We start from the raw sequence: 22687 nt of genomic DNA, 5'->3' as shown, positions 1-22687 counted from the left end.
CTATCTATCCAGCGCATTTCCCCGGGAGCATTGAGACGATGAACATCAGCGATGTGGCGAAAAAAACCGGCCTCACCAGTAAAGCTATCCGGTTTTATGAACAAAAAGGGCTGGTGACACCACCGGCACGTAGCGAAAACGGCTACCGTTCCTACGCCAGAAAACACCTTGAAGAACTAACACTGCTCAGCCAGGCGCGCCAGGTGGGGTTTACCCTCGAAGAGTGCCGGGAACTGGTGGGGTTGTTCAATAACCCGGATCGCCATAGCGCGGATGTGAAAGCCTATACCCTGCAAAAAGTGGCGGAGATCGAAGCCCATATCACCGCCCTGCAAGCCATGCGCGACAGGCTGATGTCCCTGGCGGCGGATTGCCCCGGTGATGACAGCGCCGAATGCCCGATAATTGATACCCTGTCCGGCGGCTGCCCGCATCATCATTGCTGAGCCGGTAATGCCTGTATCCGCAAGGTAATCCCCTCGATGGCAATAACGCGCACCCGGCAGCCAGCGGGCAAATCTTGCGCGGCGCTCACCGGCCAGCTACTGTCCCCCACCCGGATATTTCCGTGTCCGTTGACCAGCGCCGTTTCCAGCACCAGGACTTGGCCAATCAACTGGTTACCGCGCTGGTTCAGGTTCGGGGCGCCGGTGCTGTCGCGGTGCCGCCGGGAGAGCCAGCGCCACCACAGCCAGGCTGACACCACGGTCAGTACCGCAAAGCAGACCCCTTGCCACTCCCAGCCTAACGGGAGTAGCCACACCAGCAGCCCGGTGATCACCGCCGCGACCCCACTCCACAACAAATAGCCGCTGGTGCCCATCATTTCTGCCGCCAGCAGCAGGCCGCCGAGGCTGAGCCAGAAGGCGTGGGGGTGGGCAAGGATCAGCGCAATCATGAAGGTTTCCGCTGGTCAGCGCTCTGTTTAACCAGCTCGCTGATCCCGCCAATGGCGCCCAGCAGGCTGCTGGCCTCCAGCGGCATCATGATAACTTTGCTGTTTTCCGCCGCGCCGATAGTTTGCAGGGCATCGGTATATTTTTGCGCCACGAAGTAGTTCACGGCCTGAATATCCCCGCTGGCAATGGCTTCGGAAACCATTTGCGTCGCCCGGGCTTCTGCCTGGGCAGACCGCTCCCGGGCCTCTGCCTGTAAAAATGCCGACTGGCGTTCCCCCTCGGCCTTGAGGATTTGTGACTGCTTTTCCCCTTCGGCTTTCAGGATTTCCGCCTGGCGGATCCCTTCGGCTTCCAGAATATAGGCGCGCTTGGTACGTTCGGCTTTCATCTGGGCGTTCATGGAGGCGATAAGCTCCGCCGGAGGGCGAACATCGCGAATCTCCACGCGGGTGACTTTGACCCCCCAGGGGTTAGTGGCTTCATCGACAATATGCAGCAGGCGTGAGTTGATGTTATCGCGCTGGGAGAGCATTTCATCCAGCTCCATGGAGCCCAGCACGGTCCTGATATTGGTCATCGACAGGTTGACAATCGCCTGTTCGAGGTTGCTGACCTCATAGGCGGCCCGGGCGGGATCAATCACCTGAATAAAGCACACCGCATCAATGGTGACGTTGGCGTTATCCTTGGAGATAACCTCCTGGGAAGGGATGTCCAGCACCTGTTCCATCATATTAATTTTTCGCCCGATGCGGTCCATAAAGGGCACCACCAGGCTAAGGCCGGGCATCAGGGTTTTGGTGTAGCGGCCAAAGCGCTCAACGGTCCACTGATAGCCCTGGGGGACAATTTTCACCCCGGCAGCAACAATCATCAGGGCCACAAAGATAAGAATGGGGATCACTGTCAGCATCAAATACCTCCTGTATTGATAACGGGCACCGGTAACCAGGGCCTGCACTGTGCAGTTATTCTAGCGGGATAAGCGGAAAGCAACAGGGCTTTCCGCTGAAGTATGACAGGACGTGCTGAGGACGCAGAAAAAATCAGTAAAGCAGTGAATACAACTGGCGGCGATAACGGGACGCCAGCGCATCACCGGTACCCATGGCAGACAAGATCTCCTGGAAGGTCTTACGCGCCTGGCCATCAGCCGCGCCGAGATCTTTTTGCAGATGGGTGAACAGCAAGGCCAGCGCCTCTTCGTTACGGCCAACCTGATGTAATTGCAGGGCCAGTTGGGTGGCAATCTGGACATCGTCCGGGTTGTGCTGGGCTTTTTGCTGCAGCTCCTGAATTTCCGGGGTATCGGCAGCCTGTTTCAGCAGGTCGATACGGGATACCAGGCCCTGATAGCGGGAGTCCTGATCCTGCAACGGAATCGTTTTCAGGGTGGTTTCTGCGTCATCACTGCGGTTCAGTTCGATAAGCGTCTCTGCCAGCAGCAGGGTGATTTCGCTGTCTTTCGGCGCCAGCTGGTTGGCCTCTTTCAGTAACGGCAGGGCATCAGCAAATTTGCCTTCTGCCATCAGGGCGGAAGCCTGTTGTGCTTTGAGCTCTTCTTCCCGGGGGAGGTATTTATCCAGCAGGGCGCGGATAGCTTCTTCCGGCTGCGGGCCCTGGAAGCCATCTACCGGTTGGCCATTCTGGAACAGGTAGATTGTCGGGATCGCCCGCAGGCCAAACTGGGAGGCCACCATTTGCTGGGTGTCGCAATCCACTTTTGCCAGAACAAATTGACTGTGGTACTGATTTGCCAGTTGCTCCAGCAGCGGGGTCAGTTCCTGGCAATGCTGGCTACGTTCTGACCAGAAGTAAAACAGGACCGGTACCGTGACGGACTGATCAAGTGTCTGGTTCAGGTTCTCTTCGGTAATCGTAATAATTGTTTGTGCAGACATGCGTCGCCCTCTTAGACAGGTTTGTTAAGCAGATGGGGGCAGTGCCGGCCCGCTTCAACTCAGTGACTCAATATTTTATCCATCCAGCGGTCCGGCAGCAGCCGCTTAAGGAGACGGACCGTGTGGGTTACCAGGGTCACAGGATAGCGGATCCTGGCCCGGGGGGCGGTGAATGCCGCGGCGACTTTCCTGGCGACATCTTCCGGTTGCAGGGTAAAACGCGCCGCAATCCCCGGGTTTTCTACCGGTTTATCGGTTTGGGTCTGGTTGACGTTGTCGGTAAACCGGGTGCGGATAGGCCCCGGCTCAATCAGGCTTATCTGGATACCGCTGTGGCGCAGCTCAAGGCGCAGGGCGTCTGACCAGGCCTCCAGCGCATATTTACTGGCGGCATACGCGCCGCGCCCCGGGGTTGAGATTATCCCCATTACGGAGCTGGTCATCACAATGCGCCCTTCGCCGTGGGGCCGCATGGCGGGCAACAGCAGCATGGTGAGCTGGTGGGCGCCGAAAAAGTTAGTTGAAAATTGCTGCTCCAGTTGGCGGCGGCTGATGGTTTCCAGTGGCCCATAGACCCCATAACCGCCATTATTAAACAGGCCGTAGAGCCGATCGCCGGTTATCTCCCGCACCCGGGCTGCGGCCTGGGTAACGCTGGCGGCGTCGTCCAGATCAAGCAAGATACCGGTGTAGCCCAGGGCATCCATGCGCGCAACATCGGCGGGTTTGCGGCAGGCCGCTAAAATAGAAAACCCGAGGGCGTGCAGCCGGGCGGCGCTGGCTTCGCCGATACCACTAGAACAACCTGTTATTAATATGTTTTTTTGCATAACTTTGCGTGCTAATCGTCCCGGTTTATCAAGAGTCGTGATTAACTAACGGATTGAGGTGCCGGGCCATCCAGTCGGCAATAAACGGCTGGGCAGATGCATTAGGGTGGATGCCATCGTCTTGCATCCACTCCGGCTTGAGGTACACCTCTTCCATAAAAAATGGCAGTAGCGGCACATTATTACTGGTCGCCAGGGTAGCGTAAATCGCGCTGAAACTCTCATTGTAACGCCGGCCGTAGTTCGCCGGCAGGCGGATCTGCATCAGTATCGGCTGGGCGTTGGCCGCTTTAATGTCGCCAATCACCTGATTAAGGGCACTGGCGATGCCGGCGGGTGGAAAGCCGCGTAAACCGTCGTTGCCCCCCAGTTCGATAACGACCCAACGCGGTTTATGCTCGGCCAGTAAGGCGGGTAAACGGGCCAGCCCCTGGGCCGCAGTATCACCGCTGATACTGCCATTAATTACCCGGGTCTGGCGCTTTTCCCACTGTTTATCCAGCAGTGCAGGCCAGGCGGAGGCTGCCGGCATTCGGTAACCCGCACTCAGGCTGTCCCCCAGAACCAGCAGGGTATCTGCGGCGGCAGTGCGACATATCATCAGCACCAGCAACAGGAAAGGCACATGCCAGCGCAACATATTCTTGAAGTGCATCATCTGAAAAAATCCGTCGGTCAGGGTGAACAGGCGCTTTCCATCCTTACCGGAGTTGACCTGCTTGTCAAACCAGCACAAACCATTGCCCTGATAGGCGAATCCGGTTCCGGCAAATCAACGCTACTGGCGATCCTTGCCGGGCTGGATGACGGCAGTGACGGGGATGTTATCCTGCTGGGCCAGTCCCTGAACCGGCTGGATGAAGAAGCCCGGGCCAGATTACGGGCCCGCCATGTGGGGTTTGTTTTTCAGTCTTTTATGCTGGTACCCACCCTGAATGCCCTGGAAAATGTGGAACTTCCCGGCCTGTTACGCGGTGAGAGCAGCGGCGCCAGCCGCGCGCAGTCCCGGGCGATGCTGGAGCAGCTTGGCCTTGGAAAGCGGTTGTACCATTTACCGGCGCAGCTCTCCGGCGGTGAGCAGCAGCGGGTCGCCCTCGCCAGGGCCTTTAGCGGTAGCCCGGAAATTTTATTTGCCGATGAACCCACCGGTAATCTGGATCGCCAGACCGGGGATAAAATTGCCGATCTGCTGTTTACCCTGAACCGTGAACACGGTACCACGCTGATTCTGGTGACCCACGATACGCAGCTGGCCGCGCGCTGTGACCGGCGTTTGCGGCTGCAAGACGGCAAACTGTGGGAGGAATCATGATTGCCCGCTGGTTCTGGCGCGAGTGGCGCTCACCGTCGCTGTTAATTGTCTGGCTGGCCCTGAGTCTGGCGGTGGCCTGTGTGCTGGCGCTGGGGAATATTAGCGACCGAATGGAAAAAGGCCTCAGCCAGCAAAGCCGGGAGTATATGGCTGCTGATCGGGTGCTGCGCTCCGCCTCTGCGGTGCCGGAGAGCTGGCTGGCTCAGGCGGCGGCCCTCGGGGTGCGGGTCAGCCCGCAGCTTGACTTCGCCACCATGACTTTTTCTGGCGACACCCCGCAACTGGCGGATGTCAAAGCGGTGGATGATCACTACCCGCTGTATGGGGTGTTGCAAACCCGCCCGGCGGGGTTGTCCCCGGCCCGGGGGACGGTGTTACTGGCCCCGAGACTGATGGCGTTACTCCAGCTGAAAGTGGGGGATACGCTCGAGGTGGGTGATACTACCCTGCGGGTGGCGGGGGAGGTGATTCAGGAGCCGGACAGCGGGTTTACCCCTTTCCAGATAGCCCCACGCCTGCTAATGAACATGGCGGATGTTGCCGCAACCCACGCGGTCCAGCCCGGCAGCCGGGTGAGCTGGCGTTATAAATTCGCCGGGGATGATCGCGCGTTAGCCCGGCTGGAATCTGCCATTGTGCCGCAGCTTAGCCCGGAACAGCGCTGGATAAGCCCAGAGCAGGATGACGGCGCACTCAGCAAATCCCTTGAGCGTTCACGCCAGTTTTTACTGCTGTCTGCCTTACTGACGCTGCTGCTGTCCGTGGCGGCGGTTGCCGTGGCGATGAGCCACTACTGCCGTAGCCGCTATGACATGATTGCCATTCTTAAAACCCTCGGCGCGGGCCGCCGGGCGTTAGGTAAATTGATAGTCGGCCAGTGGCTGATGTTGCTGTTGATGTCCGCCGTTGCCGGGGGGATAACCGGCAAGCTCTTTGAGGCGCTGCTGCTGCGGGCATTAAAACCGGTGCTACCGGCGGCATTACCGGCGGCCAGCGTCTGGCCCTGGTTCTGGTCCCTGGGGGCGCTGGTGGTGATTTCGCTGCTGGTGGGGCTGCGGCCTTACCGTCTGCTGCTGGCTACCCAGCCCGTGCGGGTGTTGCGCCGTGATGCGGCCGCCCGGGTATGGCCGTTGTCTATCTATCTGCCGGTAATGACCGGGCTGATTGTGGCGCTGCTGGCCGCATTAATGGGGGGCAGTGCGCTGTTGTGGTCAGTGCTCGGGGGGGCACTGGCGATGGCCCTGTTATGTGGCGTCCTGGGGTGGGGGCTGCTGTTTATTTTGCGTCACTCCGCCATTCACGCATTACCGTTCAGGCTGGCGATTAACCGCCTGCTGCGCCAGCCCTGGGCCACCCTTAGCCAGCTGGCGGCGTTTTCGCTGTCATTTATGCTGCTGGCGCTGTTGCTGGTATTGCGAGGTGATTTGCTGGAACGCTGGCAGCAGCAACTGCCGCCGGAAAGCCCGAACTATTTCTTACTCAATATCGCCCCACAACAGGTACAGCCGATAAAGGATTTTCTGGTAGAGCGCCAGATCATTCCCGATGCCTGGTACCCGGTAGTGCGCGCCCGGCTGACGGATATTAATGGCGAAAGCACGGCCGGTAATAAAGACGAGGCGCTAAACCGCGAGCTAAATCTGACCTGGCAGTCCGGGCAGCCGAACCATAATCCGGTGCTGGCGGGGCACTGGCCTCCCCGGGAAGGGGAGGTCTCTGTTGACCAGGGCGTTGCCAGCCGCCTGGGGGTGAAACTGGGCGATCGACTGACTTTTACCGGAGACACCCGGGTGTTTAGCGCCACCGTCAGCAGCCTGCGTAAAGTGGACTGGGAAAGCTTGCGGCCTAACTTCTATTTTATCTTCCCCCGGGGGGAACTGGAGCAGCAGCCGCAAACCTGGCTGACCAGTTTCCGCTGGCAGGGGCCAGAGTCCACCCTGACGGCGATCAACCGGGCGTTTCCCACCGTGAGCATGCTGGATATTGGGGTGATATTGCGCCAGGTAGGCCAGGTGCTGAGCCAGGTCAGCCGGGCGCTGGAGGTGATGGTGGTGCTGGTTACGGCCTGCGGCATTTTATTACTGCTGGCACAAATCCAGGTAGGGATGCGCCAGCGTTACCAGGAACTGGTGGTTTACCGCACCCTTGGGGCGACCCGGCGCTTACTGCGCTATACCCTGTGGAATGAGTTTGCCTTACTGGGGGCGGTGTCCGGGGTTGTGGCGGCGCTGGGGGCGGAGACGGCGCTGGCGCTGTTGCAAACCCGGGTGTTTGATTTCCCCTGGCAGCCAGACTGGCAATTGTGGGTGGTGTTACCAATTAGTGGCATAACGTTATTGTCATTCTGTGGGGGATGGCTGGGAATTAGGCTACTGAAAGGCAAGGCATTGCATCGGAAATATGCAAGTTAATTCCCTAATTATTCAAAGGATTAATATTCAGTAACATTGACAGAAACTGACATTTTGATGGCCAGTGGGTGTTTTGGTGAAACACCTTGTAACAAATTAAGTATTTTTTAACGGCACTTATTGATAATTTTGTAACCAAAACCGTCATAAAAGCACGGTAACATGCCTTGGCTAATAGTTAGCAGGACACTAAGGATTAATAATGACAATTAAAATAAACGCGCTGGCGAAAGCAATCGGCGCGGCAGTGGTACTTGGTTCTGTTTCTTTTGCGTCCCAGGCGGAAATTACCCTGATTAAGCAGGATCCGCAGGCGGGCGATCCCCTCAGCCGTCTTGACTTTAAAGTGGGCGGTTCTATTCGTCCGCAGATAAACAATATGACCGGCGATGGAGACAAAGGTTCATACAAACGCAATGTTTTTGATGGCGGTACCCGTTTCCGATTCTCCGCTGATTACTATCTGTTCGATGACATCAGCTGGATCAGCTACTACGAACTGGGTGTGAATATTCCTGCACTTTTCAACTGGGATAATCACTACGCCAAAGGCTCTACTAATACTGACCGTCGTATGTTGTATACCGGGCTGAAAAGCGCCACCTACGGTACACTGACCTACGGTAAACAAAACAGTATTTACTACGATGTTATCGGGGCCAAAACTGATATCTGGGATTACGATATGTTAGCCCAGGCACCAGGTAATGGTATCAACGGTAACTATGATGGTTCTTACCGTTCCCGCAGCATGCTGAAATACAAAAATACCTTCGGCGACGCCGATGTGTATGCCGGCTACCTGTTTGAAGATGAACCGTACCGTGTCAACAGCAACGGTAACTACAGCGGTTACAGCTACAAACGTAAAGGCGGCGGCTCACTGGGTGTGGACTACCACATCACTGAAGACCTGACCTGGGGTACCGCGTGGAACCTGACCCGCGCCGTGGTATACCAGAACAGTGCCCGTTCAGAAGGTAAAACCTACAACCAGAGCATCTACGGTACAGCATTAAGCTGGACCCCGGATAACTGGACACTGTCTGCGGGCGGTGGTTACTACCAGAACTATCTGGTCTCCAAATCTAGCTCAAAATCACCGAACAACTACTTTGCCGGTGATGCATGGGGCGTTGAATACTTCGCAGGTTATAAATTCCCGATTGGCAAATACATGGTTAAGAGCATCCAGCCTTACTTCATGGGTGACCGTCTGGAATACCTGAGCGGCAGCAACTACAAACGTATCGATAACGGGCTGGGTATCTCCTTCCAGCTGGATTACGGCTTCCGCGTCGATTACGAACACGTCTTTACCTCCAGCACCGACGATCAGGGTGACATGAACGTCGTTCGTGTACGTTACGACTTCTGATGTCCCTTTCCCCCGCTACGGCGGGGGAAATTCTCCACATAGTATTCCCGGCCCGTCAGGCCCGCTTTCCGGTTAGTTAAGCTTGTGCTGTGCCCACTGAATACCGCTGTGGTATTCCACCGGCAGTAGCGGGGTCAGCGCCTCCAGAGTGGCACTTAGCCTATCGGTATCCTGATCGTTGAGGTTAAGATGGCCCACTTTACGACCGGGACGGACGTCTTTGTCATACCAGTGGAGCCGCACCAGCGGCAGTTTCAGCCAGTCGTAGTTCAGATCGGTGCCAATCAGGTTCACCATCACCGACGCGCCATTCACCACTGGTGGCGGCAGGGGTAAATCGAGAATAGCCCGCAAGTGCAGCTCAAACTGGCTGATCGAGGCGCCGTTTTGGGTCCAGTGCCCGCTGTTATGCACTCGGGGCGCCAGCTCGTTAATCAGTAGCCCCCCGGGGGTGATAAAGCACTCCATCGCCATAACGCCCACATATTCCAGTTCGTGCATAATGGCGCTGAGCATGGATTCAGCCTGCTCTTGTAATGCCAGATCGGCCTGAGGGAACACCACGCTGGTACGCAAGATCCCCTCCTGATGCAGGTTGTGGGTCAGCGGATAGAACACCGTGCTGCCGTCACGGCCACGGGCGCCAACCAGTGAGACTTCCCCGGAGAAGTTAATTCCCTGTTCAACGATACACTCGCCATAACACGCCGCGGGGAGTTGCGCCGTCTCGGCACTGCGTAGCCGCCACTGACCGCGGCCATCATAGCCGCCGGTGCGGCGCTTCACGATAGCCAGATCGCCCAGGCGGGCGAAAATAGCGGGCCACTGGGCCGCATCCGCCAGTAACTGCCAGGGGGCCGTCGCCAGCGCCAGCTTATCGAACAGCTGTTTCTGGGTCAGGCGATCGGCAATGATCGGGAAGACATCGCGGTTTACAAACGCGTTGTGGCGCGCCAGTTCCCGGGTGAGGGCGGTTTCCGGCCAGCGTTCGATTTCAGCCGTGATAACACTGTGCTGAAACGGCACCCCCTGGGGTTCTGCATCCAGCCCAACAGGGTAGACGGTTATCCCCAGCGGTTCGCCCGCCTGGCGCAGCATCCGGCCCAACTGGCCGTTACCCAGTACGCAGACCTGCATCATGCGTCACCCCGCGGATCTGGATTCTCCAGCACCTCATCAGTCTGTTTCTGGCGCCATGCGCTGAGGCGCGCCAGCAGCGCGCTGTCGTGGGTGGCGATAATCTGGGCCGCCAGCAGGGCCGCGTTGGCGGCGCCGGCTTTACCGATGGCCAGGGTGCCCACCGGGATCCCGCGCGGCATTTGTACAATAGAGTACAGGCTGTCCACCCCGCTCAGGGCGGCGCTTTGTACTGGCACACCCAGTACCGGCACCAGGGTTTTTGCTGCAATCATACCCGGCAGGTGGGCGGCGCCACCGGCACCGGCAATAATCACCTGATACCCATTATCCTGTGCCTGTTCGGCAAAGCTGAATAGCTTGTCCGGGGTGCGGTGGGCTGAAACCACCTCAGTGTGGTACGGGACATCGAGCATATCGAGGATTTCTGCGGCAAATTGCATGGTGGCCCAGTCACTTCTGGAGCCCATGACAATGGCAATACGAACCGGGATCTGGCTGGAAGACATGGGTCTTAAAACTCCTGTGGATGTGCAAGCAAAACAACGTGGGCGTCGTTTTAAGAGGGCATGAGAATAGCATGTAAAACGGCCAGGGAAAACGGTTGCGCGGCGAGAAATAGCGCAAAAAAACGCTATAGCGCTTAAAATGGAAAAAATTGCAGGGTGGTGTTTTGCGGGGTGACTTCGATAAGCGATCCCTCGTGGTGCCAGGCGCCTAATACCGCACGCCATGCGGGCTTGCCGTTGGCCTCCAGAGTATGGATTTCCGGGCGATGGGTATGACCGTGGATTAACCACTGTACCCGGTAGGCCTCCATCACTGCGACCACGGCCTGTGGATTAACATCCATGATGGCGACCGATTTCTGGCTGTTGGCGGCCTGGCTGTCGGCGCGCATACGGGCCGCGATACGGCGGCGGACAAACAGCGGTAGCGCCAGAAACAGCCACTGGACCCAGCGGGTATGGACCTTTTTACGAAATGCCTGGTAGCCGGCATCGTCGGTGCACAGTGTGTCACCGTGCATGATCAACAGATCACGGCTATACAGCGTCAAATGCTGCACTTCCGGCAGCAGGATCATGCCGCTCTCCCGGGCGAAGCGTTTGCCTATCAGGAAATCGCGATTGCCGTGAATAAAGTAGCAGGGTACCCCGTGGTCAACGAGCTGGCGGATGGCGCTGGCCACGGTCTGGTGGAGCGGGGTGAGGTTATCATCGCCAATCCACGCTTCGAACAGATCGCCAAGGATGTACAACGCGTCAGCTTCCCGGGCGCGCCCGGCCAGAAAACGCAGAAAACCGGCGGTGATCGCCGGTTCTTCTTCACACAGATGTAAGTCTGCAATAAACAGCGTGGACACAGCTTATTCGCTGATGGTAACGCTTTTGATGATGACGTCATCTTTCGGCACATCCTGGTGCATGCCGCTGCGGCCGGTAGAGACCGCTTTGATGTTGTCAACAACGTCCATGCCTTCAACCACTTCGGCGAAGACACAGTAACCCCAACCCTGCAGGTTTTCACCGCTGAAGTTCAGGAAGTCGTTATCAACCACATTGATGAAGAATTGGGCTGTTGCGGAGTGCGGCGCCTGGGTACGGGCCATTGCCAGGGTACCGCGGGTGTTTTTCAGACCATTGTTGGCTTCGTTCTGGATAGCGTCTTTGGTCGTTTTCTGTTTCATCCCGGGTTCAAAACCGCCACCCTGGATCATAAAGCCGTTGATCACACGGTGGAAAATGGTGTTGTCGTAAAAACCTTCGCGGCAGTAACCCAGGAAGTTTTTGACGGTAACCGGCGCTTCTTTATCGAAAGTTTTGATCACGATATCGCCGTGGTTGGTGTGAAAAGTAACCATGTTTGCATCCTGTTGGGTTAACAATTGCCCAGGCCCGTAACAGCAGGCCAGTGTAACTGGTTTTATAACACAACTTGGCTGCCGGGATCATCTTGCAAAACATGGCCGGGAAACAGAATTATGGGTTAAGATAACTGCTTAAATTTTTTTATGACCACACACAGACACGGAACACTCTGATGTTAAAAATCTTCAATACACTCAGCCGCCAGAAAGAAGAATTTAAACCCATTCATGCCGGAGAAGTCGGTATGTACGTGTGTGGTATCACCGTCTATGATCTCTGTCATATCGGCCACGGGCGTACTTTTGTTGCTTTCGATGTGGTAACCCGCTATTTGCGCTTCCTCGGCTATAAACTTAAATATGTGCGCAACATTACCGACATTGACGACAAAATTATCAAACGCGCCCACGAGAACGGTGAGTCGTTTACCGATCTGGTGGACCGGATGATTGGCGAAATGCACGCTGATTTTGCGGCGCTGAATATTTTGCCCCCGGACAGTGAACCCCGCGCCACCCACCATATTCATGAAATCATCGAGATCACCGAACAACTGATTTCCCGCGGTCACGCCTATGTGGCGGACAATGGCGATGTGATGTTCTCCGTGCCGACCGACCCAACCTACGGCGTATTATCCCGCCAGGATCTGGAGCAGCTCCAGGCCGGGGCTCGGGTGGAAGTGGCGGACGTGAAACGTAACCCGATGGATTTTGTGCTCTGGAAAATGTCCAAACCGGGTGAACCAAGCTGGTCATCCCCCTGGGGTGAAGGCCGTCCTGGCTGGCACGTTGAATGTTCGGCGATGAACTGCAAACAGCTGGGTAATCACTTTGATATCCACGGCGGCGGTTCTGATCTGATGTTCCCGCACCACGAGAACGAAATTGCCCAGTCCACCTGCGCCCACGGCGGTGAGTACGTTAACTACTGGATGCACTCCGGCATGGTGATGGTTGACCGGGAAAAGATGTCCAAATCCCTCGGTAACTTTTTTACCGTGCGCGACGTGCTCAAGTATTACGATGCGGAAACCATCCGTTACTTCCTGATGTCCGGCCACTACCGCAGCCAACTGAACTACAGCGAAGAGAACCTGAAACAGGCCCGCTCTGCGCTGGAGCGGCTCTACACGGCGCTGCGCGGTACCGATAACACCGCCACCCCGGCCGGGGGCGAGGCGTTTGAAGCCCGCTTCCGCGAAGCCATGGATGATGACTTCAATACCCCGGAGGCCTATTCCGCGCTGTTTGATATGGCCCGGGAAGTGAACCGTCTGAAGGGCGAAGACATGGCGTTAGCCAACCAGATGGCGGCGCATATGCGCAAGCTGGCTGGCGTGCTGGGCCTGCTGGAGCAAGATCCGGAAACGTTCCTGCAAAGCGGTGCCCAGGCCGATGATGGCGAAGTGGCTGAAATCGACGCCCTGATCCAGCAGCGGCTGGATGCCCGTAAAGCGAAAGACTGGGCTGCTGCCGATGCCGCCCGCGATCGCTTAAATGAGATGGGGATTGTGCTGGAAGATGGCCCGCAGGGGACTACCTGGCGCCGTAAGTAATAACGTTACGCAATACATAACCGGATAGGCCCCCCGGGCTGGTCCGGTTACTTCCCTGGTTGTACGCCTTCATGCTTTGCCCTTCAGGCCGACTCTCTGGCCACCAGTTGCCCCGATAAGGTAATGCGTTGTAGCGCCAGCGCCGGTGTTTCTAGCTTGCGCAGCAGCAGCGCCACTGCCTGGCGGCCGGTTTCTTCGCTGGCGGATGATACATAGGTAAAGGATGGCGAGGTGAGATTGACGCTGAGCATATCGTCAAAACCTATCAGCGCCACTTGCTGGGTGAGGAACACATCTTTCCCCACGGTACGCCCCACCTGATGGATACCGGCGATAGAGCCTATCATAGCGTCTGGCGAATGGCAGAGCAGGGCGGTGATGGTGCTGTTATTCTCCAGCAGCCCCCGGGTGGCCTGGCTGGCGGCCCGGGTATCATCACTACAGGCCGGTACCACCGCATCCCGCCAGGGGATACCAAATTGTGTCAGGGTACTGCGAAACCCCAGCAGGCGCTGCTGGCGAATAATGTCATTATCTTTCCCGCCAATATAGCCAATGTTGCGGTGCCCGCGCTCAATCAGGTAGCGGGTTGCCAGGCTGGCGGCCTGGCGATTATCGCGCACCACCAGATAGCACGGTGCCTCCAGTAATGACTGGGAGACCACCACCAGTGGAAACGGGCAGTGGCGGAGCTTTTCAGGTAACTGGCTGCGGGTATTATCGGCATCAAGGTAGATAACCCCCGCCACCCCTTGTTGTTTGAAGGAGGTCAGGCAGCGTTCGAGGAACTCGCCGTTGCGCCCCGGCTGGCCGAGGAACACCATAAAACCGCTGCTTTCCAGATTCTGGACCACGCTGGCCATCACCTTGAGGGTAAAGTTGTCGCTGAAGTCACACAGGATCAGGCCAATCAGGTTTGAGGTACTGGCGCGCAGATTGGCCGCGGCCAGGTTGTGCACATACCCCAGATCGGAAATCGACTGGTTCACTTTATCGATAGTTGTCGCCGAGATTTTCCCTTTCTGACGCAAGACCAGGGAGACAGTCGATACCGAGACACCCGCATGTTTTGCAACATCAATAATACTGACTTTCTTCAACCTGACTCCCTGAAAAAATAACGGCGTCCAACCCACAGCCGTGCAGATAAATCGCCGTTCAGGCAATCCCTGTGCGGGCAAAGCGTGTGCCGCCCCCAGTCAGGGCAGCACACGCCAGCCTGACATTTTTAGACTTATTTGCCAATCATCGTGGACATGGTTTGGGCGATAAACTGCGCCCGGGCACCAAAAATAACCTGGATGCCTTTATCACCCACGAAAACGACCCCTCTGGCACCGAGGCTGTTAAGACCCTCTTTATTGACCTTATCGCTTTTGTCCACTTCCAGGCGCAAACGGGTGATGCAGGCCCCTACGGAATCAATATTTTGGGCACCGCCCAGCAGGGCGATAATTTCCCCGGCCAGTTCGGTATCCGTTTTATCGCTGGCGTCGGTTGTGACATCGGTACGCCCCGGTGTTTTGACATCGAAGCGGCGGATCACAAACCGGAAGGTGAAGTAGTAAATAATCGCCATCGGGATGCCGACAATAGCCGCATTAAGGAAGTTGGTCTGGTAGCCGTTAAACGATGGCAGGATCCCAAAGGAGATATAGTCAATCAGCCCGGCAGAGAATGACTTGGCGATATGGGCATGTAACAAATACATGGTCATGTAGGCCAGCCCCGCCATGATCGCATTAAATACGTAGAGGATCGGCGCCACAAAAATAAAGGTGAACTCGACCGGCTCGGTGATCCCGGTCAGGAAGCAGGTCAGCGCGGCAGAAAACAGGATCCCGAAGGCGATTTTTTTATTTTTGCTGTGGGCTTCGTGGTACATCGCCAGGCAAGCCGCAGGCAGGGCAAACAGCATCAGCGGGAATTCCCCCTGCATAAATTTACCGGCGTTTTGGTAGCTGTCGCTACTGAAGGATTTCACCCCTTCTTCCAGCATTTTGAACCAGATAGTCTGATCGCCGTGGATAACCTGGCCGGCCTGGGTGGTGTAATCCCCAAAGGAGTACCAGAATGACGGGTACCAGATATGGTGCAGCCCGAGGGGGATCAGTGCCCGTTCCACCAGGCCAAAGATAAAGGTAGACGCCGCCTGGTTATCGCCATTGATCACCACCGACAGCGCATCAATACCGGCCTGGATATGCTGCCAGACATAGGGCAGCAGCAGGCCAAGAATAAAGGACAGTAATGCCGTGGCGATGGCCACAAAGCGCTTACCGGAGAAGAACCCGAGGAACTCCGGCAACTGCATGGCGTGGAAACGGTTATAACACCAGGCCGCAAGGATCCCGCAGATTAATCCGCCGAAGACGCCCATCTGTAACGTGGGGATCCCGACCACCATGGCGTATTTCCCGCCCTGGGAGGCCATGTCCGGGGTGATGCCCAGCACGGTGCTAATGGTGATGTTGGTGACAAACACCGATACCGCGGCAGACAGCGCCGCAATCCCGGATTCGGACGCCAGCCCCACCGCCGAGCCAATGGCAAACAGCATGGGTAAGTTGTCGAAAATGACACCGCCGGCATTCATCATCAACGGCAGATGGAATTTATCGCCAAAGGCCAGCAGCAGCCCCGCGGCCGGCAGTAACGAGATAGGCAGCATGAGCGCGCGGCCAATCATAGACAGTTTGGAGAGTGATTTTACAACACCTGATAGCAGACTCATGCCTTCCCGAATAGGGCCATGAACGTTGCGCTTACTGGGCGCATTCTTGTAAGTAGAACGTTCTAGTAGAACGTTCTACTTATCCTGGAATAAGCCGTTACCAGGATCAACGTTATTTTTACATTTGGTCAGAGGAAAGGGTGATTCTTAGAGGTTGATCGAAAATTAACCATTGCAACAGCAGGGGATTTGGCGAATCAGACCCGCAGGCAGGCACCTGCGGGTGAGGGGATCAGGCCGTAACGGTAACGCTCTGGCCAGCAAATGTGACGGTTTGGCCCGCCACAATTTTGCAGCGTTTGCGGGTTTCCGTTACGCCGTCCACCTGGACTTCGCCTTCGCCGATGGCGATTTTTGCCTGGGCTCCGCTTTCGCTCCAGCCTTCCAGTTTCAGCAGATCGCACAGTTCTACGTGCGGATGTTTACCCAGAGAAAATGTTGCCATCTCAGGCCTCCTCAATGTCATGATATTCTTCGCAAGCTTGCAAGGTGTTCTGGATCAGGGTGGCGACCGTCATTGGGCCAACACCACCAGGCACCGGTGTGATGTAGGAGGCACGCGCGGCGGCATCGTCAAATACCACGTCCCCGACTACCTTGCCATTCTCCAGGCGATTGATCCCGACATCAATAACAATCGCGCCTTCTTTGATCCATTCACCGGGAATAAAGCCCGGTTTGCCAACCGCCACGATCAGCAGATCGGCGTGTTCTACATGGTGGCGCAGATTTTTGGTGAAGCGGTGGGTGACGGTGGTGGTGCAGCCCGCCAGCAGTAGCTCCATGCTCATCGGGCGGCCGACGATATTCGAGGCGCCAATCACCACGGCATTCAGGCCATAGGTGTCGATGTTATAACGCTCCAGCAGGGTAACAATACCCCGCGGTGTGCAGGGGCGCAGGCGCGGTGCGCGCTGGCACAGGCGGCCCACGTTATACGGGTGGAAACCGTCGACGTCTTTATCCGGGTCAATCCGCTCCAGTACTTTGACATTGTCGATACCGGCCGGCAGCGGCAGCTGCACTAAAATACCGTCAATGGTGTTATCCGCATTCAGGGTGTCTATCAGGCCCAGCAGCTCAGCTTCGCTGGTGGTATCCGGGAGGTCATAAGAGCGGGAGACGAAACCCACTTCTTCGCAGGCTTTACGTTTGCTGCCGACATAAATCTGGGAGGCGGGGTTTTCTCCCACCAGGACAACGGCCAGTCCAGGGGCCCGTTTTCCGGCCGCTACCCGCGCCCGTACTTTCTCAGCAACCTCAGAGCGGACCTGCTGCGCAATCGTTTTACCGTCAATAATCTTTGCTGCCATCAGAGAGAGGATTCCATCTGTCATAGAGAAGAAAAGGGGATGTGACTATTGTGTCAGAAGCCGGCTGCGCTGTCAGTCACGTTTGTCAGGTTAAGTACAATTGTTCCGCATCCGGTTGAAAAGCCATTGACTGCAGTGTCCCGCTCCGTATAATCGCAATCCGCTCTGTGTAACATACATTATGCAGTGTTTTCTGTTTTGCAACGCACCCTTAGCTCAGTTGGATAGAGCAACGGCCTTCTAAGCCGTGGGTCACTGGTTCGAATCCAGTAGGGTGCACCATCGACAATCTCCCCCCTCACCGCTTGCGTTAACATGCCATTTTTTCTGTGGAATTTCCGTGAAATATAGCCACGCCGCATGTGTGTAGTTACGCCTTATAAACCGTATAATTTCACCGGTATTTAACTTAAACATTACTGCCATCACACCGACAAAATTGTCAGCTATTGTCAGTATTCATGGTATTACATCACATATTACGCTAATACTTTAAGGTACCAATACGGATCACAGATCTCGTTAAGATCTCCTTAAGAAGTGTGGAATAGATTTATCTTCCTGTCGCACGTTGTATATAAAAGTATGCAAAAGGATGATTAATATGCTGAACACATTGAATAGAGTAGAAAATACGATTAATACACGTGGAATTGGTGCTTTGCCACACGAATACTGCCATGACAAGCTTATTCAGTGGGCAGCGGAAAGCATGGCGGAAGGATTACCGGACAAATTTTTCCAGGCCCGCTTACTGTGCGCTAAATTTCCCGATATGACCGAACCGGGCAGCACTGTTTTATGTGCCTATCACGATGTAAAACTGACACCCCATTCCGATTATGAGGACTTCAATCCGGCGGATGACGCCTACCCGGCAAGATGCATTGAAGCGCTCCTTGAAGGCAAAGAGTGGGTGGAAGCCCTGGTGGTGTTTGACCGGGAAAGCGTCTCCTTCGAGTGGCGCTAATGATGCGGATTATTGTGTCGGCACCGTTGGATTATCCTGGCTAAACAGCAGCGGTGTTGCGCGGCATGTTGCTCCCGGTGTGTTTACGCTGCCGGGCGGTGATGATGCGTAACGATATTCGGGCCGGCGCCACGGGTTATTATATTGCCGGCGGCCTGGGTTATTAGGTTGATATCACGTTACATTTATTTTACTCAGCTGTGGCGTAGCGGGGCGGGGATGTAAAATTAGCCGCCATAATAACCCCTTTTCCTGAAAAAGGGTGGCCATGCCTTGCCAGGCCTGGTAGTTATTAGTAAGATCGCCAAAAGATGAATTTTTATTCAATAATAACAGCCGTTCACTCCCATTCCTTTTTACCCTTCGCGTGAATAACTCTGATATTTCCATCTTTCCGTTCGTCGTTTTCGAGCCAGTTAAAGAGCAATATGACCAAGATAAATGAGATACAACGTCCGCAATGGACGACCAAAGACACCATCTGGATGATGGGCGTATATGGTGCAACCGTGGGGGCAGGGACCCTTTTCCTGCCGGTAGAAATCGGCACGCGCGGTCCGCTAGTATTTATTCTGCTACTTATTCTTGGTTTCCCGCTATCTCTGGTGCCCCATGTGCTGATCTGCCGGGTCTTTATGCGCGATGCCCAGACCCAGGATCACTCATTGCCGCTGTTTGGCTCGTTTTTTGGCCCCAAAGGGCGCCAGGCGATGAAACTGTTTTTCTGCGTGGCCCACTATCCGGTTACGCTTATCTATGCGGTTTCGCTGGTCAATGCGCTCAGCCATTTTTTATCCGATCGCCTGCATATCACCGGGATCAACCGCGCCACACTGACACTGGTGGTGTTGTTCTTGCTCCATCTGGTGCTCAGCAAGGGCCGTGACAAAGTAGTGGGCACCATGAGTGCGCTGGCGCTGCCGTTTGCCGTGGCAATAATTTTGATTGCCGCCTCGCAAATCCCTGCCTGGGACATCAACAACCTGACGCAGGCCTGGCAGCAAACCCACGGGTCATCGCTTGGGGAGTCACTGAAAGGGATTTGGCTGACACTGCCGCTGATCGCCTTTTCATTATGTTCGGCACCGCTGATCCCGGCGCTGTCTTCCTGGTATCGTGAGCCGGGCGCCGGTGGCGAGCCGCAATCGGTACGGGTGATCCGCCGGGCTTATGGGCTGATTTTTTTCAGCATTATCTTTTTTGTGCTGAGCTGCATCCTGAGCACCCCCCGGGAAACCTTCCTGATGGCCAAAGCACAAAACCTGAACGTACTGTCGGTGATTGGCGGCAGCGGTCATATGGGGTTCCTGCTTTACCTCGCGCCGTTTATTGCCATTGTCGGGATGGTTAAATCCTTCCTCGGGGTTTCTATGCCAGTGGCTGAAACCTTCAGTGTGCTGGCTGCTGATATGTTCGGGGTAAGAAGCGCCAGCCGAGTCAAGCCGCTGAAGCTGGTGGTGTCGGTGCTGATGTTTATGGTGACCCCTGTCGTCACCTACCTGAACCCGGACGTTATCAACATGATTGAGACCCTGTGTGGTCCGCTGATTGCTATCTTCCTGTTCGTTATCCCCACTTGGCTGATTTTCACCCGCGACGCCCTGAAATCCCTGCGTGGCTTTACCGCGCTGGTGGTGATGATCAGCGGTATCGCAACGGTATCTGCGCTGCTGTACGCTATTCTCTAAAACGGGGGTGGCAGTAGCGGTAAAAAGGCCCGCCTTCTGGTCGGGTCTTTTTTATGGCTTACGCCCATCAGCCACGGGACCCCGGGCCGCGCGACTGCTAACGGCTTAAATTAGCCTGAATTATGGCTATCAAGTGGTTTATAATTCATAGCTTGATACATTTGCAGACATTATTGTCTGGAAAATACCCGGGTTAACAATTATCGTGTTCTGTAATTGTTAACCGCAGCGGCGGTACCTTTATTATCGCGCCCTGTGCGGCGTTTACTTTGCCCGTTGTTCGACGGTGCCGTGCTGTTTTCCTGCAGTGTAAAAACATCATTATGTGGAATCCCCCTTTTCTGACCCGGATAGGCGCGAACCAGCGCTGGGCGTTACGTTATTGGCTGCTGGCTGGCGGCGTGTTTATGGTGCTGGGGCTGGGGTACTGGCCGTGGCTGACTATTCCCCCGGGTAACCATCTGGCGGCTGGCTATCTGGTATTAACCCAGATCGGCTGGTTTGGGCTGTTTGCGATTCTGGGGTTGATTGTTAGCGAGTTAACACTGGCGCTACCCCGCTGGCTAAGCCGCAGCGTCTGTGGGCTGCTGGCGCTGGGGATTGCGGTGATGCTGGTGGTCGACACCCGGGTGTTTGACCAGTATCGCTTCCATATCAACGGCTTCGTCTTTACGCTGTTTTTCCACGGTGGCGATACTATCGCCTTTTCCTGGGTGACCTGGCTGATTGCGGCCCTGGTGGCCGCGGTACTGGCGCTGGTATTACTGGTGATGGGCTGGCTGGCCGGCCGGACGTGGTTTCGCAGGCGCTATGTCGTACTGGGCTATGGTGCCATAATCGCCGCGCTGTGCGGCAGCCAGGGGATCCATGCCTGGGAGGATGCCAATTACCAGCGGGTTATCCCCAATTACACCGATACGTTCCCTCTCTATTACCCGCTGACGGCGAAAGATACCCTGATCCGCTGGGGGCTGGTGGATGCAGCTCAAGTAGCAGCAAAACGCCGGGAAGCGGAAAAGCTTGATAGCGTCCCGAGCGGGCATTTTCACTATCCGCTCTCCCCGCTGGTGTCTCATCCCCCGGCGCAGCCGATGAATATCCTGTTTGTGATGATCGATGCCTGGCGGTTTGATGATGCCTCCCCGGCGACGGCCCCGCATATCATGGACTTCGCCCGTCAGGCGCTGACCTTTACCCAGCACCAAAGTGGCGGTAACTCCACCCAGGCGGGGATTTTTAGCCTGTTTTACAGCATCCCGGCCACTTACTTTACGGCGGCGAAAAGCAGCGGCCGCCGGCCGGCGCTGATGCAGCAACTGGCGGACAATAACTACCAGTTCTCGATCCACGGCTCTGCCGCCCTGGACCACCCGCCCTTCGATCGTACGGTCTTCTCGCGGATTGCTAATTTGCAGGTTACCACCCCGGGGGAAAACCAGGCGGCCCGGGATCAGCGGATTACCGATGATTTTATCCACTTCCTCGATACCCGGGATCACCAGCGGCCCTTTTTTGGCTTCCTGTTCTACGATGCGGTACACGGTTACGATTTACACCCGGAGACGATGCCCACCCCGTTCCGGCCATACTGGGACCGGGTCGATCACATTATGCTGAGCAATACCTTCGACCCGACCCCCTACCATAATCGCTACCGGGACGTGCTGTTGTATGACGACGGCCTGATAAACCAGGTGCTGGACAACCTGAAACGCCAGGGGCTGGACGATAACACCATCGTGGTGATCACCACCGATCACGGGGAAGAGTTTAACGATAACCACCAGAACTACTGGGGACACGGCAGTAACTTTAGCCAGGCCCAGGTGCATGTTCCGCTGTTTATCCGCTGGCCGGGCATGGCCCCGCGCACCATTGATTACCGCACGTCACATCTGGATATCGTGCCCACCCTGATGACCCGGGCACTGGGGGTCACCACGCCGGTAAATGATTACAGCGTGGGCCGGGACTTATTTTCACCGGCCCCGGGGCCGCGCCATCTGATTGTCGGCAGTTACTACAATTATGCGATTGTTTCCCCGGATGAGCTGGATGTGGTCACCCCGGACGGTATGCAAACTAACCTGACGCCAGCGCTACAGCCCCTCGGCCGCGATGCCGATCAAAACGCACTGCGCCAGGCCATGGAAGAGATGTCGCGCTTTTTCCGCTAAGCTGGATGTAAAGGAAGAGCGGGCAACGAAGGAGGACAGGGTGGGCAAAACAGGAGTGTTACTGATAGCATCTTTGCTGGCGGCGCCAGCGATAGCGGGGGAGGTGAGGGCCCCGTATTCCCCCGCCCCGGGGGTGTTGTGTGATTCATGGATCTGCGCCGACAGGCACGGTATTTCCCCGGCGCTGACCCGGCACTATCTGGGCCCGCAGCGCGGAGATAAGCTGGCGACAATGGGGGATTTTGATCACCGCGCTTTTACCTTCGCGGGCGGGCTGTTTTGTGATGTGAACGAGCAACTGTGCCGGGACGATCGCTACTTCGCCGCGGACGGCCAGCGCAGCGGGGCGATAAATCAGCACTATACTGAACTGTTATTTGGCGCCGGGCGCTAAGTGGGGTTGGGCTATGGTGGGGATATTCCCGGCCGGTTAGCGACCCGCAATAACGCTAAAAAAATGCCGGCCATTATGGCCGGCATAAGATTACGTTATGCTGTTACCTTGTGA

At 56.2% G+C, this 22687-nt stretch carries 22 protein-coding genes and 1 tRNA gene; 10 read left to right on the top strand and 13 right to left on the bottom strand.

Annotation, left to right across the window (positions count from 1 at the left end):
• Positions 1 to 38 precede the first annotated feature (38 nt).
• Positions 39 to 446 (top strand): Cu(I)-responsive transcriptional regulator, encoded by a 408-nt coding sequence (gene cueR / locus F9C28_RS06620; RefSeq protein WP_199014450.1) that lies wholly within the window; start codon positions 39 to 41, stop codon positions 444 to 446.
• Here the strand turns inward: cueR and F9C28_RS06615 are convergent.
• The 5 genes from F9C28_RS06615 to tesA form a co-directional block, all read right to left on the bottom strand.
• A complete protein-coding gene (locus tag F9C28_RS06615; RefSeq protein ID WP_199014449.1) occupies positions 437 to 898 on the bottom strand; it encodes an NfeD family protein in 462 nt (153 codons plus the stop codon). The two genes, cueR and F9C28_RS06615, sit on opposite strands and share 10 nt — an antisense overlap.
• Positions 895 to 1812, bottom strand: coding sequence for an SPFH domain-containing protein (locus tag F9C28_RS06610; protein ID WP_199014448.1), 918 nt, complete (start codon positions 1810 to 1812; stop codon positions 895 to 897). The genes F9C28_RS06615 and F9C28_RS06610 overlap by 4 nt, the downstream gene beginning before the upstream one ends.
• Before the next feature lie 133 nt (positions 1813 to 1945).
• Positions 1946 to 2800: a co-chaperone YbbN gene (locus tag F9C28_RS06605; protein ID WP_199014447.1), complete on the bottom strand. Its 855-nt coding sequence runs from the start codon at positions 2798 to 2800 to the stop codon at positions 1946 to 1948.
• A 59-nt stretch (positions 2801 to 2859) separates the two neighbouring features.
• Complete coding sequence (locus F9C28_RS06600; protein ID WP_199014446.1) at positions 2860 to 3630, bottom strand: SDR family oxidoreductase; 771 nt, start codon at positions 3628 to 3630, stop codon at positions 2860 to 2862.
• Between the two features lie 28 nt (positions 3631 to 3658).
• A complete protein-coding gene (gene tesA / locus F9C28_RS06595; RefSeq protein WP_199014445.1) occupies positions 3659 to 4288 on the bottom strand; it encodes a multifunctional acyl-CoA thioesterase I/protease I/lysophospholipase L1 in 630 nt (209 codons plus the stop codon).
• Between tesA and ybbA the strand changes: the two genes are divergently transcribed.
• From ybbA to F9C28_RS06580, 3 genes are all read left to right on the top strand, one after another.
• Positions 4256 to 4942 (top strand): putative ABC transporter ATP-binding protein YbbA, encoded by a 687-nt coding sequence (gene ybbA, locus F9C28_RS06590; RefSeq protein WP_199014444.1) that lies wholly within the window; start codon positions 4256 to 4258, stop codon positions 4940 to 4942. The two genes, tesA and ybbA, sit on opposite strands and share 33 nt — an antisense overlap.
• A complete protein-coding gene (gene ybbP, locus F9C28_RS06585; RefSeq protein ID WP_199014443.1) occupies positions 4939 to 7353 on the top strand; it encodes a putative ABC transporter permease subunit YbbP in 2415 nt (804 codons plus the stop codon). Before ybbA ends, ybbP begins: the two co-directional genes overlap by 4 nt.
• 202 nt (positions 7354 to 7555) lie before the next feature.
• Positions 7556 to 8731 carry a porin gene (locus tag F9C28_RS06580; protein WP_199014442.1) on the top strand — a complete coding sequence of 392 codons (1176 nt, stop codon included), beginning with the start codon at positions 7556 to 7558 and terminating at the stop codon, positions 8729 to 8731.
• A 72-nt stretch (positions 8732 to 8803) separates the two neighbouring features.
• Here the strand turns inward: F9C28_RS06580 and purK are convergent, their stop codons facing one another.
• The 4 genes from purK to ppiB form a co-directional block, all read right to left on the bottom strand.
• A complete protein-coding gene (gene purK / locus F9C28_RS06575) occupies positions 8804 to 9871 on the bottom strand; it encodes a 5-(carboxyamino)imidazole ribonucleotide synthase (RefSeq protein ID WP_199014441.1) in 1068 nt (355 codons plus the stop codon).
• Positions 9868 to 10377, bottom strand: coding sequence for a 5-(carboxyamino)imidazole ribonucleotide mutase (gene purE, locus F9C28_RS06570; protein ID WP_199014440.1), 510 nt, complete (start codon positions 10375 to 10377; stop codon positions 9868 to 9870). Before purE ends, purK begins: the two co-directional genes overlap by 4 nt.
• A gap of 134 nt (positions 10378 to 10511) precedes the next feature.
• Positions 10512 to 11234: a UDP-2,3-diacylglucosamine diphosphatase gene (gene lpxH, locus F9C28_RS06565; RefSeq protein ID WP_199014439.1), complete on the bottom strand. Its 723-nt coding sequence runs from the start codon at positions 11232 to 11234 to the stop codon at positions 10512 to 10514.
• A gap of 3 nt (positions 11235 to 11237) precedes the next feature.
• Positions 11238 to 11732 (bottom strand): peptidylprolyl isomerase B, encoded by a 495-nt coding sequence (ppiB, locus tag F9C28_RS06560; protein WP_199014438.1) that lies wholly within the window; start codon positions 11730 to 11732, stop codon positions 11238 to 11240.
• A gap of 179 nt (positions 11733 to 11911) precedes the next feature.
• Between ppiB and cysS the strand changes: the two genes are divergently transcribed.
• Positions 11912 to 13297, top strand: a complete 1386-nt coding sequence (gene cysS / locus F9C28_RS06555; RefSeq protein WP_199014437.1) for a cysteine--tRNA ligase — start codon at positions 11912 to 11914, stop codon at positions 13295 to 13297.
• A gap of 83 nt (positions 13298 to 13380) precedes the next feature.
• Here the strand turns inward: cysS and malI are convergent, their stop codons facing one another.
• The 4 genes from malI to folD form a co-directional block, all read right to left on the bottom strand.
• A complete protein-coding gene (malI, locus tag F9C28_RS06550; protein ID WP_199014436.1) occupies positions 13381 to 14397 on the bottom strand; it encodes a Mal regulon transcriptional regulator MalI in 1017 nt (338 codons plus the stop codon).
• A 134-nt stretch (positions 14398 to 14531) separates the two neighbouring features.
• Positions 14532 to 16031, bottom strand: coding sequence for a PTS transporter subunit EIIC (locus F9C28_RS06545; RefSeq protein ID WP_199014435.1), 1500 nt, complete (start codon positions 16029 to 16031; stop codon positions 14532 to 14534).
• 232 nt (positions 16032 to 16263) lie between these two features.
• Positions 16264 to 16476, bottom strand: coding sequence for a ribosome-associated protein YbcJ (gene ybcJ / locus F9C28_RS06540; protein WP_199014434.1), 213 nt, complete (start codon positions 16474 to 16476; stop codon positions 16264 to 16266).
• 1 nt (position 16477) lies between these two features.
• Positions 16478 to 17344, bottom strand: a complete 867-nt coding sequence (gene folD, locus F9C28_RS06535; RefSeq protein WP_199014433.1) for a bifunctional methylenetetrahydrofolate dehydrogenase/methenyltetrahydrofolate cyclohydrolase FolD — start codon at positions 17342 to 17344, stop codon at positions 16478 to 16480.
• Between the two features lie 205 nt (positions 17345 to 17549).
• Between folD and F9C28_RS06530 the strand changes: the two genes are divergently transcribed.
• The 5 genes from F9C28_RS06530 (at position 17550) to F9C28_RS06510 (ending at position 22573) form a co-directional block, all read left to right on the top strand.
• Positions 17550 to 17626: transfer RNA gene (locus F9C28_RS06530), tRNA-Arg, on the top strand.
• Between the two features lie 322 nt (positions 17627 to 17948).
• Entirely contained in the window at positions 17949 to 18314 is a 366-nt protein-coding gene (locus tag F9C28_RS06525; RefSeq protein ID WP_199014432.1) for a hypothetical protein, read from the top strand.
• A 485-nt stretch (positions 18315 to 18799) separates the two neighbouring features.
• Positions 18800 to 20002 (top strand): amino acid permease, encoded by a 1203-nt coding sequence (locus tag F9C28_RS06520; protein WP_233148954.1) that lies wholly within the window; start codon positions 18800 to 18802, stop codon positions 20000 to 20002.
• 323 nt (positions 20003 to 20325) lie between these two features.
• Positions 20326 to 22179, top strand: coding sequence for a DUF3413 domain-containing protein (locus F9C28_RS06515; RefSeq protein ID WP_233148951.1), 1854 nt, complete (start codon positions 20326 to 20328; stop codon positions 22177 to 22179).
• Positions 22180 to 22219: 40 nt separating this feature from the next.
• Positions 22220 to 22573, top strand: a complete 354-nt coding sequence (locus F9C28_RS06510; RefSeq protein WP_332909403.1) for a YcgJ family protein — start codon at positions 22220 to 22222, stop codon at positions 22571 to 22573.
• The last annotated feature ends 114 nt before the right edge of the window (positions 22574 to 22687 follow it).

Origin of the sequence: Shimwellia pseudoproteus (assembly GCF_016415625.1) — a bacterium.
In the GTDB taxonomy this organism is placed as follows: domain Bacteria; phylum Pseudomonadota; class Gammaproteobacteria; order Enterobacterales; family Enterobacteriaceae; genus Shimwellia; species Shimwellia pseudoproteus.
The sequence above is the reverse complement of the archived record's forward strand: the minus strand, read 5'-3'. Positions and strand labels throughout refer to the sequence as shown.

What these genes read in the sequence shown, in the direction of transcription:
- cueR (WP_199014450.1), top strand. Translation starts at nt 39, where the DNA reads ATGAACATCAGCGATGTGGCGAAAAAAACCGGCCTCACCAGTAAAGCT.
- F9C28_RS06615 (WP_199014449.1), bottom strand. Translation starts at nt 898, where the DNA reads ATGATTGCGCTGATCCTTGCCCACCCCCACGCCTTCTGGCTCAGCCTC.
- F9C28_RS06610 (WP_199014448.1), bottom strand. Translation starts at nt 1,812, where the DNA reads ATGCTGACAGTGATCCCCATTCTTATCTTTGTGGCCCTGATGATTGTT.
- F9C28_RS06605 (WP_199014447.1), bottom strand. Translation starts at nt 2,800, where the DNA reads ATGTCTGCACAAACAATTATTACGATTACCGAAGAGAACCTGAACCAG.
- F9C28_RS06600 (WP_199014446.1), bottom strand. Translation starts at nt 3,630, where the DNA reads ATGCAAAAAAACATATTAATAACAGGTTGTTCTAGTGGTATCGGCGAA.
- ybbA (WP_199014444.1), top strand. Translation starts at nt 4,256, where the DNA reads ATGCCAGCGCAACATATTCTTGAAGTGCATCATCTGAAAAAATCCGTC.
- tesA (WP_199014445.1), bottom strand. Translation starts at nt 4,288, where the DNA reads ATGATGCACTTCAAGAATATGTTGCGCTGGCATGTGCCTTTCCTGTTG.
- ybbP (WP_199014443.1), top strand. Translation starts at nt 4,939, where the DNA reads ATGATTGCCCGCTGGTTCTGGCGCGAGTGGCGCTCACCGTCGCTGTTA.
- F9C28_RS06580 (WP_199014442.1), top strand. Translation starts at nt 7,556, where the DNA reads ATGACAATTAAAATAAACGCGCTGGCGAAAGCAATCGGCGCGGCAGTG.
- purK (WP_199014441.1), bottom strand. Translation starts at nt 9,871, where the DNA reads ATGATGCAGGTCTGCGTACTGGGTAACGGCCAGTTGGGCCGGATGCTG.
- purE (WP_199014440.1), bottom strand. Translation starts at nt 10,377, where the DNA reads ATGTCTTCCAGCCAGATCCCGGTTCGTATTGCCATTGTCATGGGCTCC.
- ppiB (WP_199014438.1), bottom strand. Translation starts at nt 11,732, where the DNA reads ATGGTTACTTTTCACACCAACCACGGCGATATCGTGATCAAAACTTTC.
- cysS (WP_199014437.1), top strand. Translation starts at nt 11,912, where the DNA reads ATGTTAAAAATCTTCAATACACTCAGCCGCCAGAAAGAAGAATTTAAA.
- F9C28_RS06545 (WP_199014435.1), bottom strand. Translation starts at nt 16,031, where the DNA reads ATGAGTCTGCTATCAGGTGTTGTAAAATCACTCTCCAAACTGTCTATG.
- ybcJ (WP_199014434.1), bottom strand. Translation starts at nt 16,476, where the DNA reads ATGGCAACATTTTCTCTGGGTAAACATCCGCACGTAGAACTGTGCGAT.
- folD (WP_199014433.1), bottom strand. Translation starts at nt 17,344, where the DNA reads ATGGCAGCAAAGATTATTGACGGTAAAACGATTGCGCAGCAGGTCCGC.
- F9C28_RS06525 (WP_199014432.1), top strand. Translation starts at nt 17,949, where the DNA reads ATGCTGAACACATTGAATAGAGTAGAAAATACGATTAATACACGTGGA.
- F9C28_RS06520 (WP_233148954.1), top strand. Translation starts at nt 18,800, where the DNA reads ATGATGGGCGTATATGGTGCAACCGTGGGGGCAGGGACCCTTTTCCTG.
- F9C28_RS06515 (WP_233148951.1), top strand. Translation starts at nt 20,326, where the DNA reads ATGTGGAATCCCCCTTTTCTGACCCGGATAGGCGCGAACCAGCGCTGG.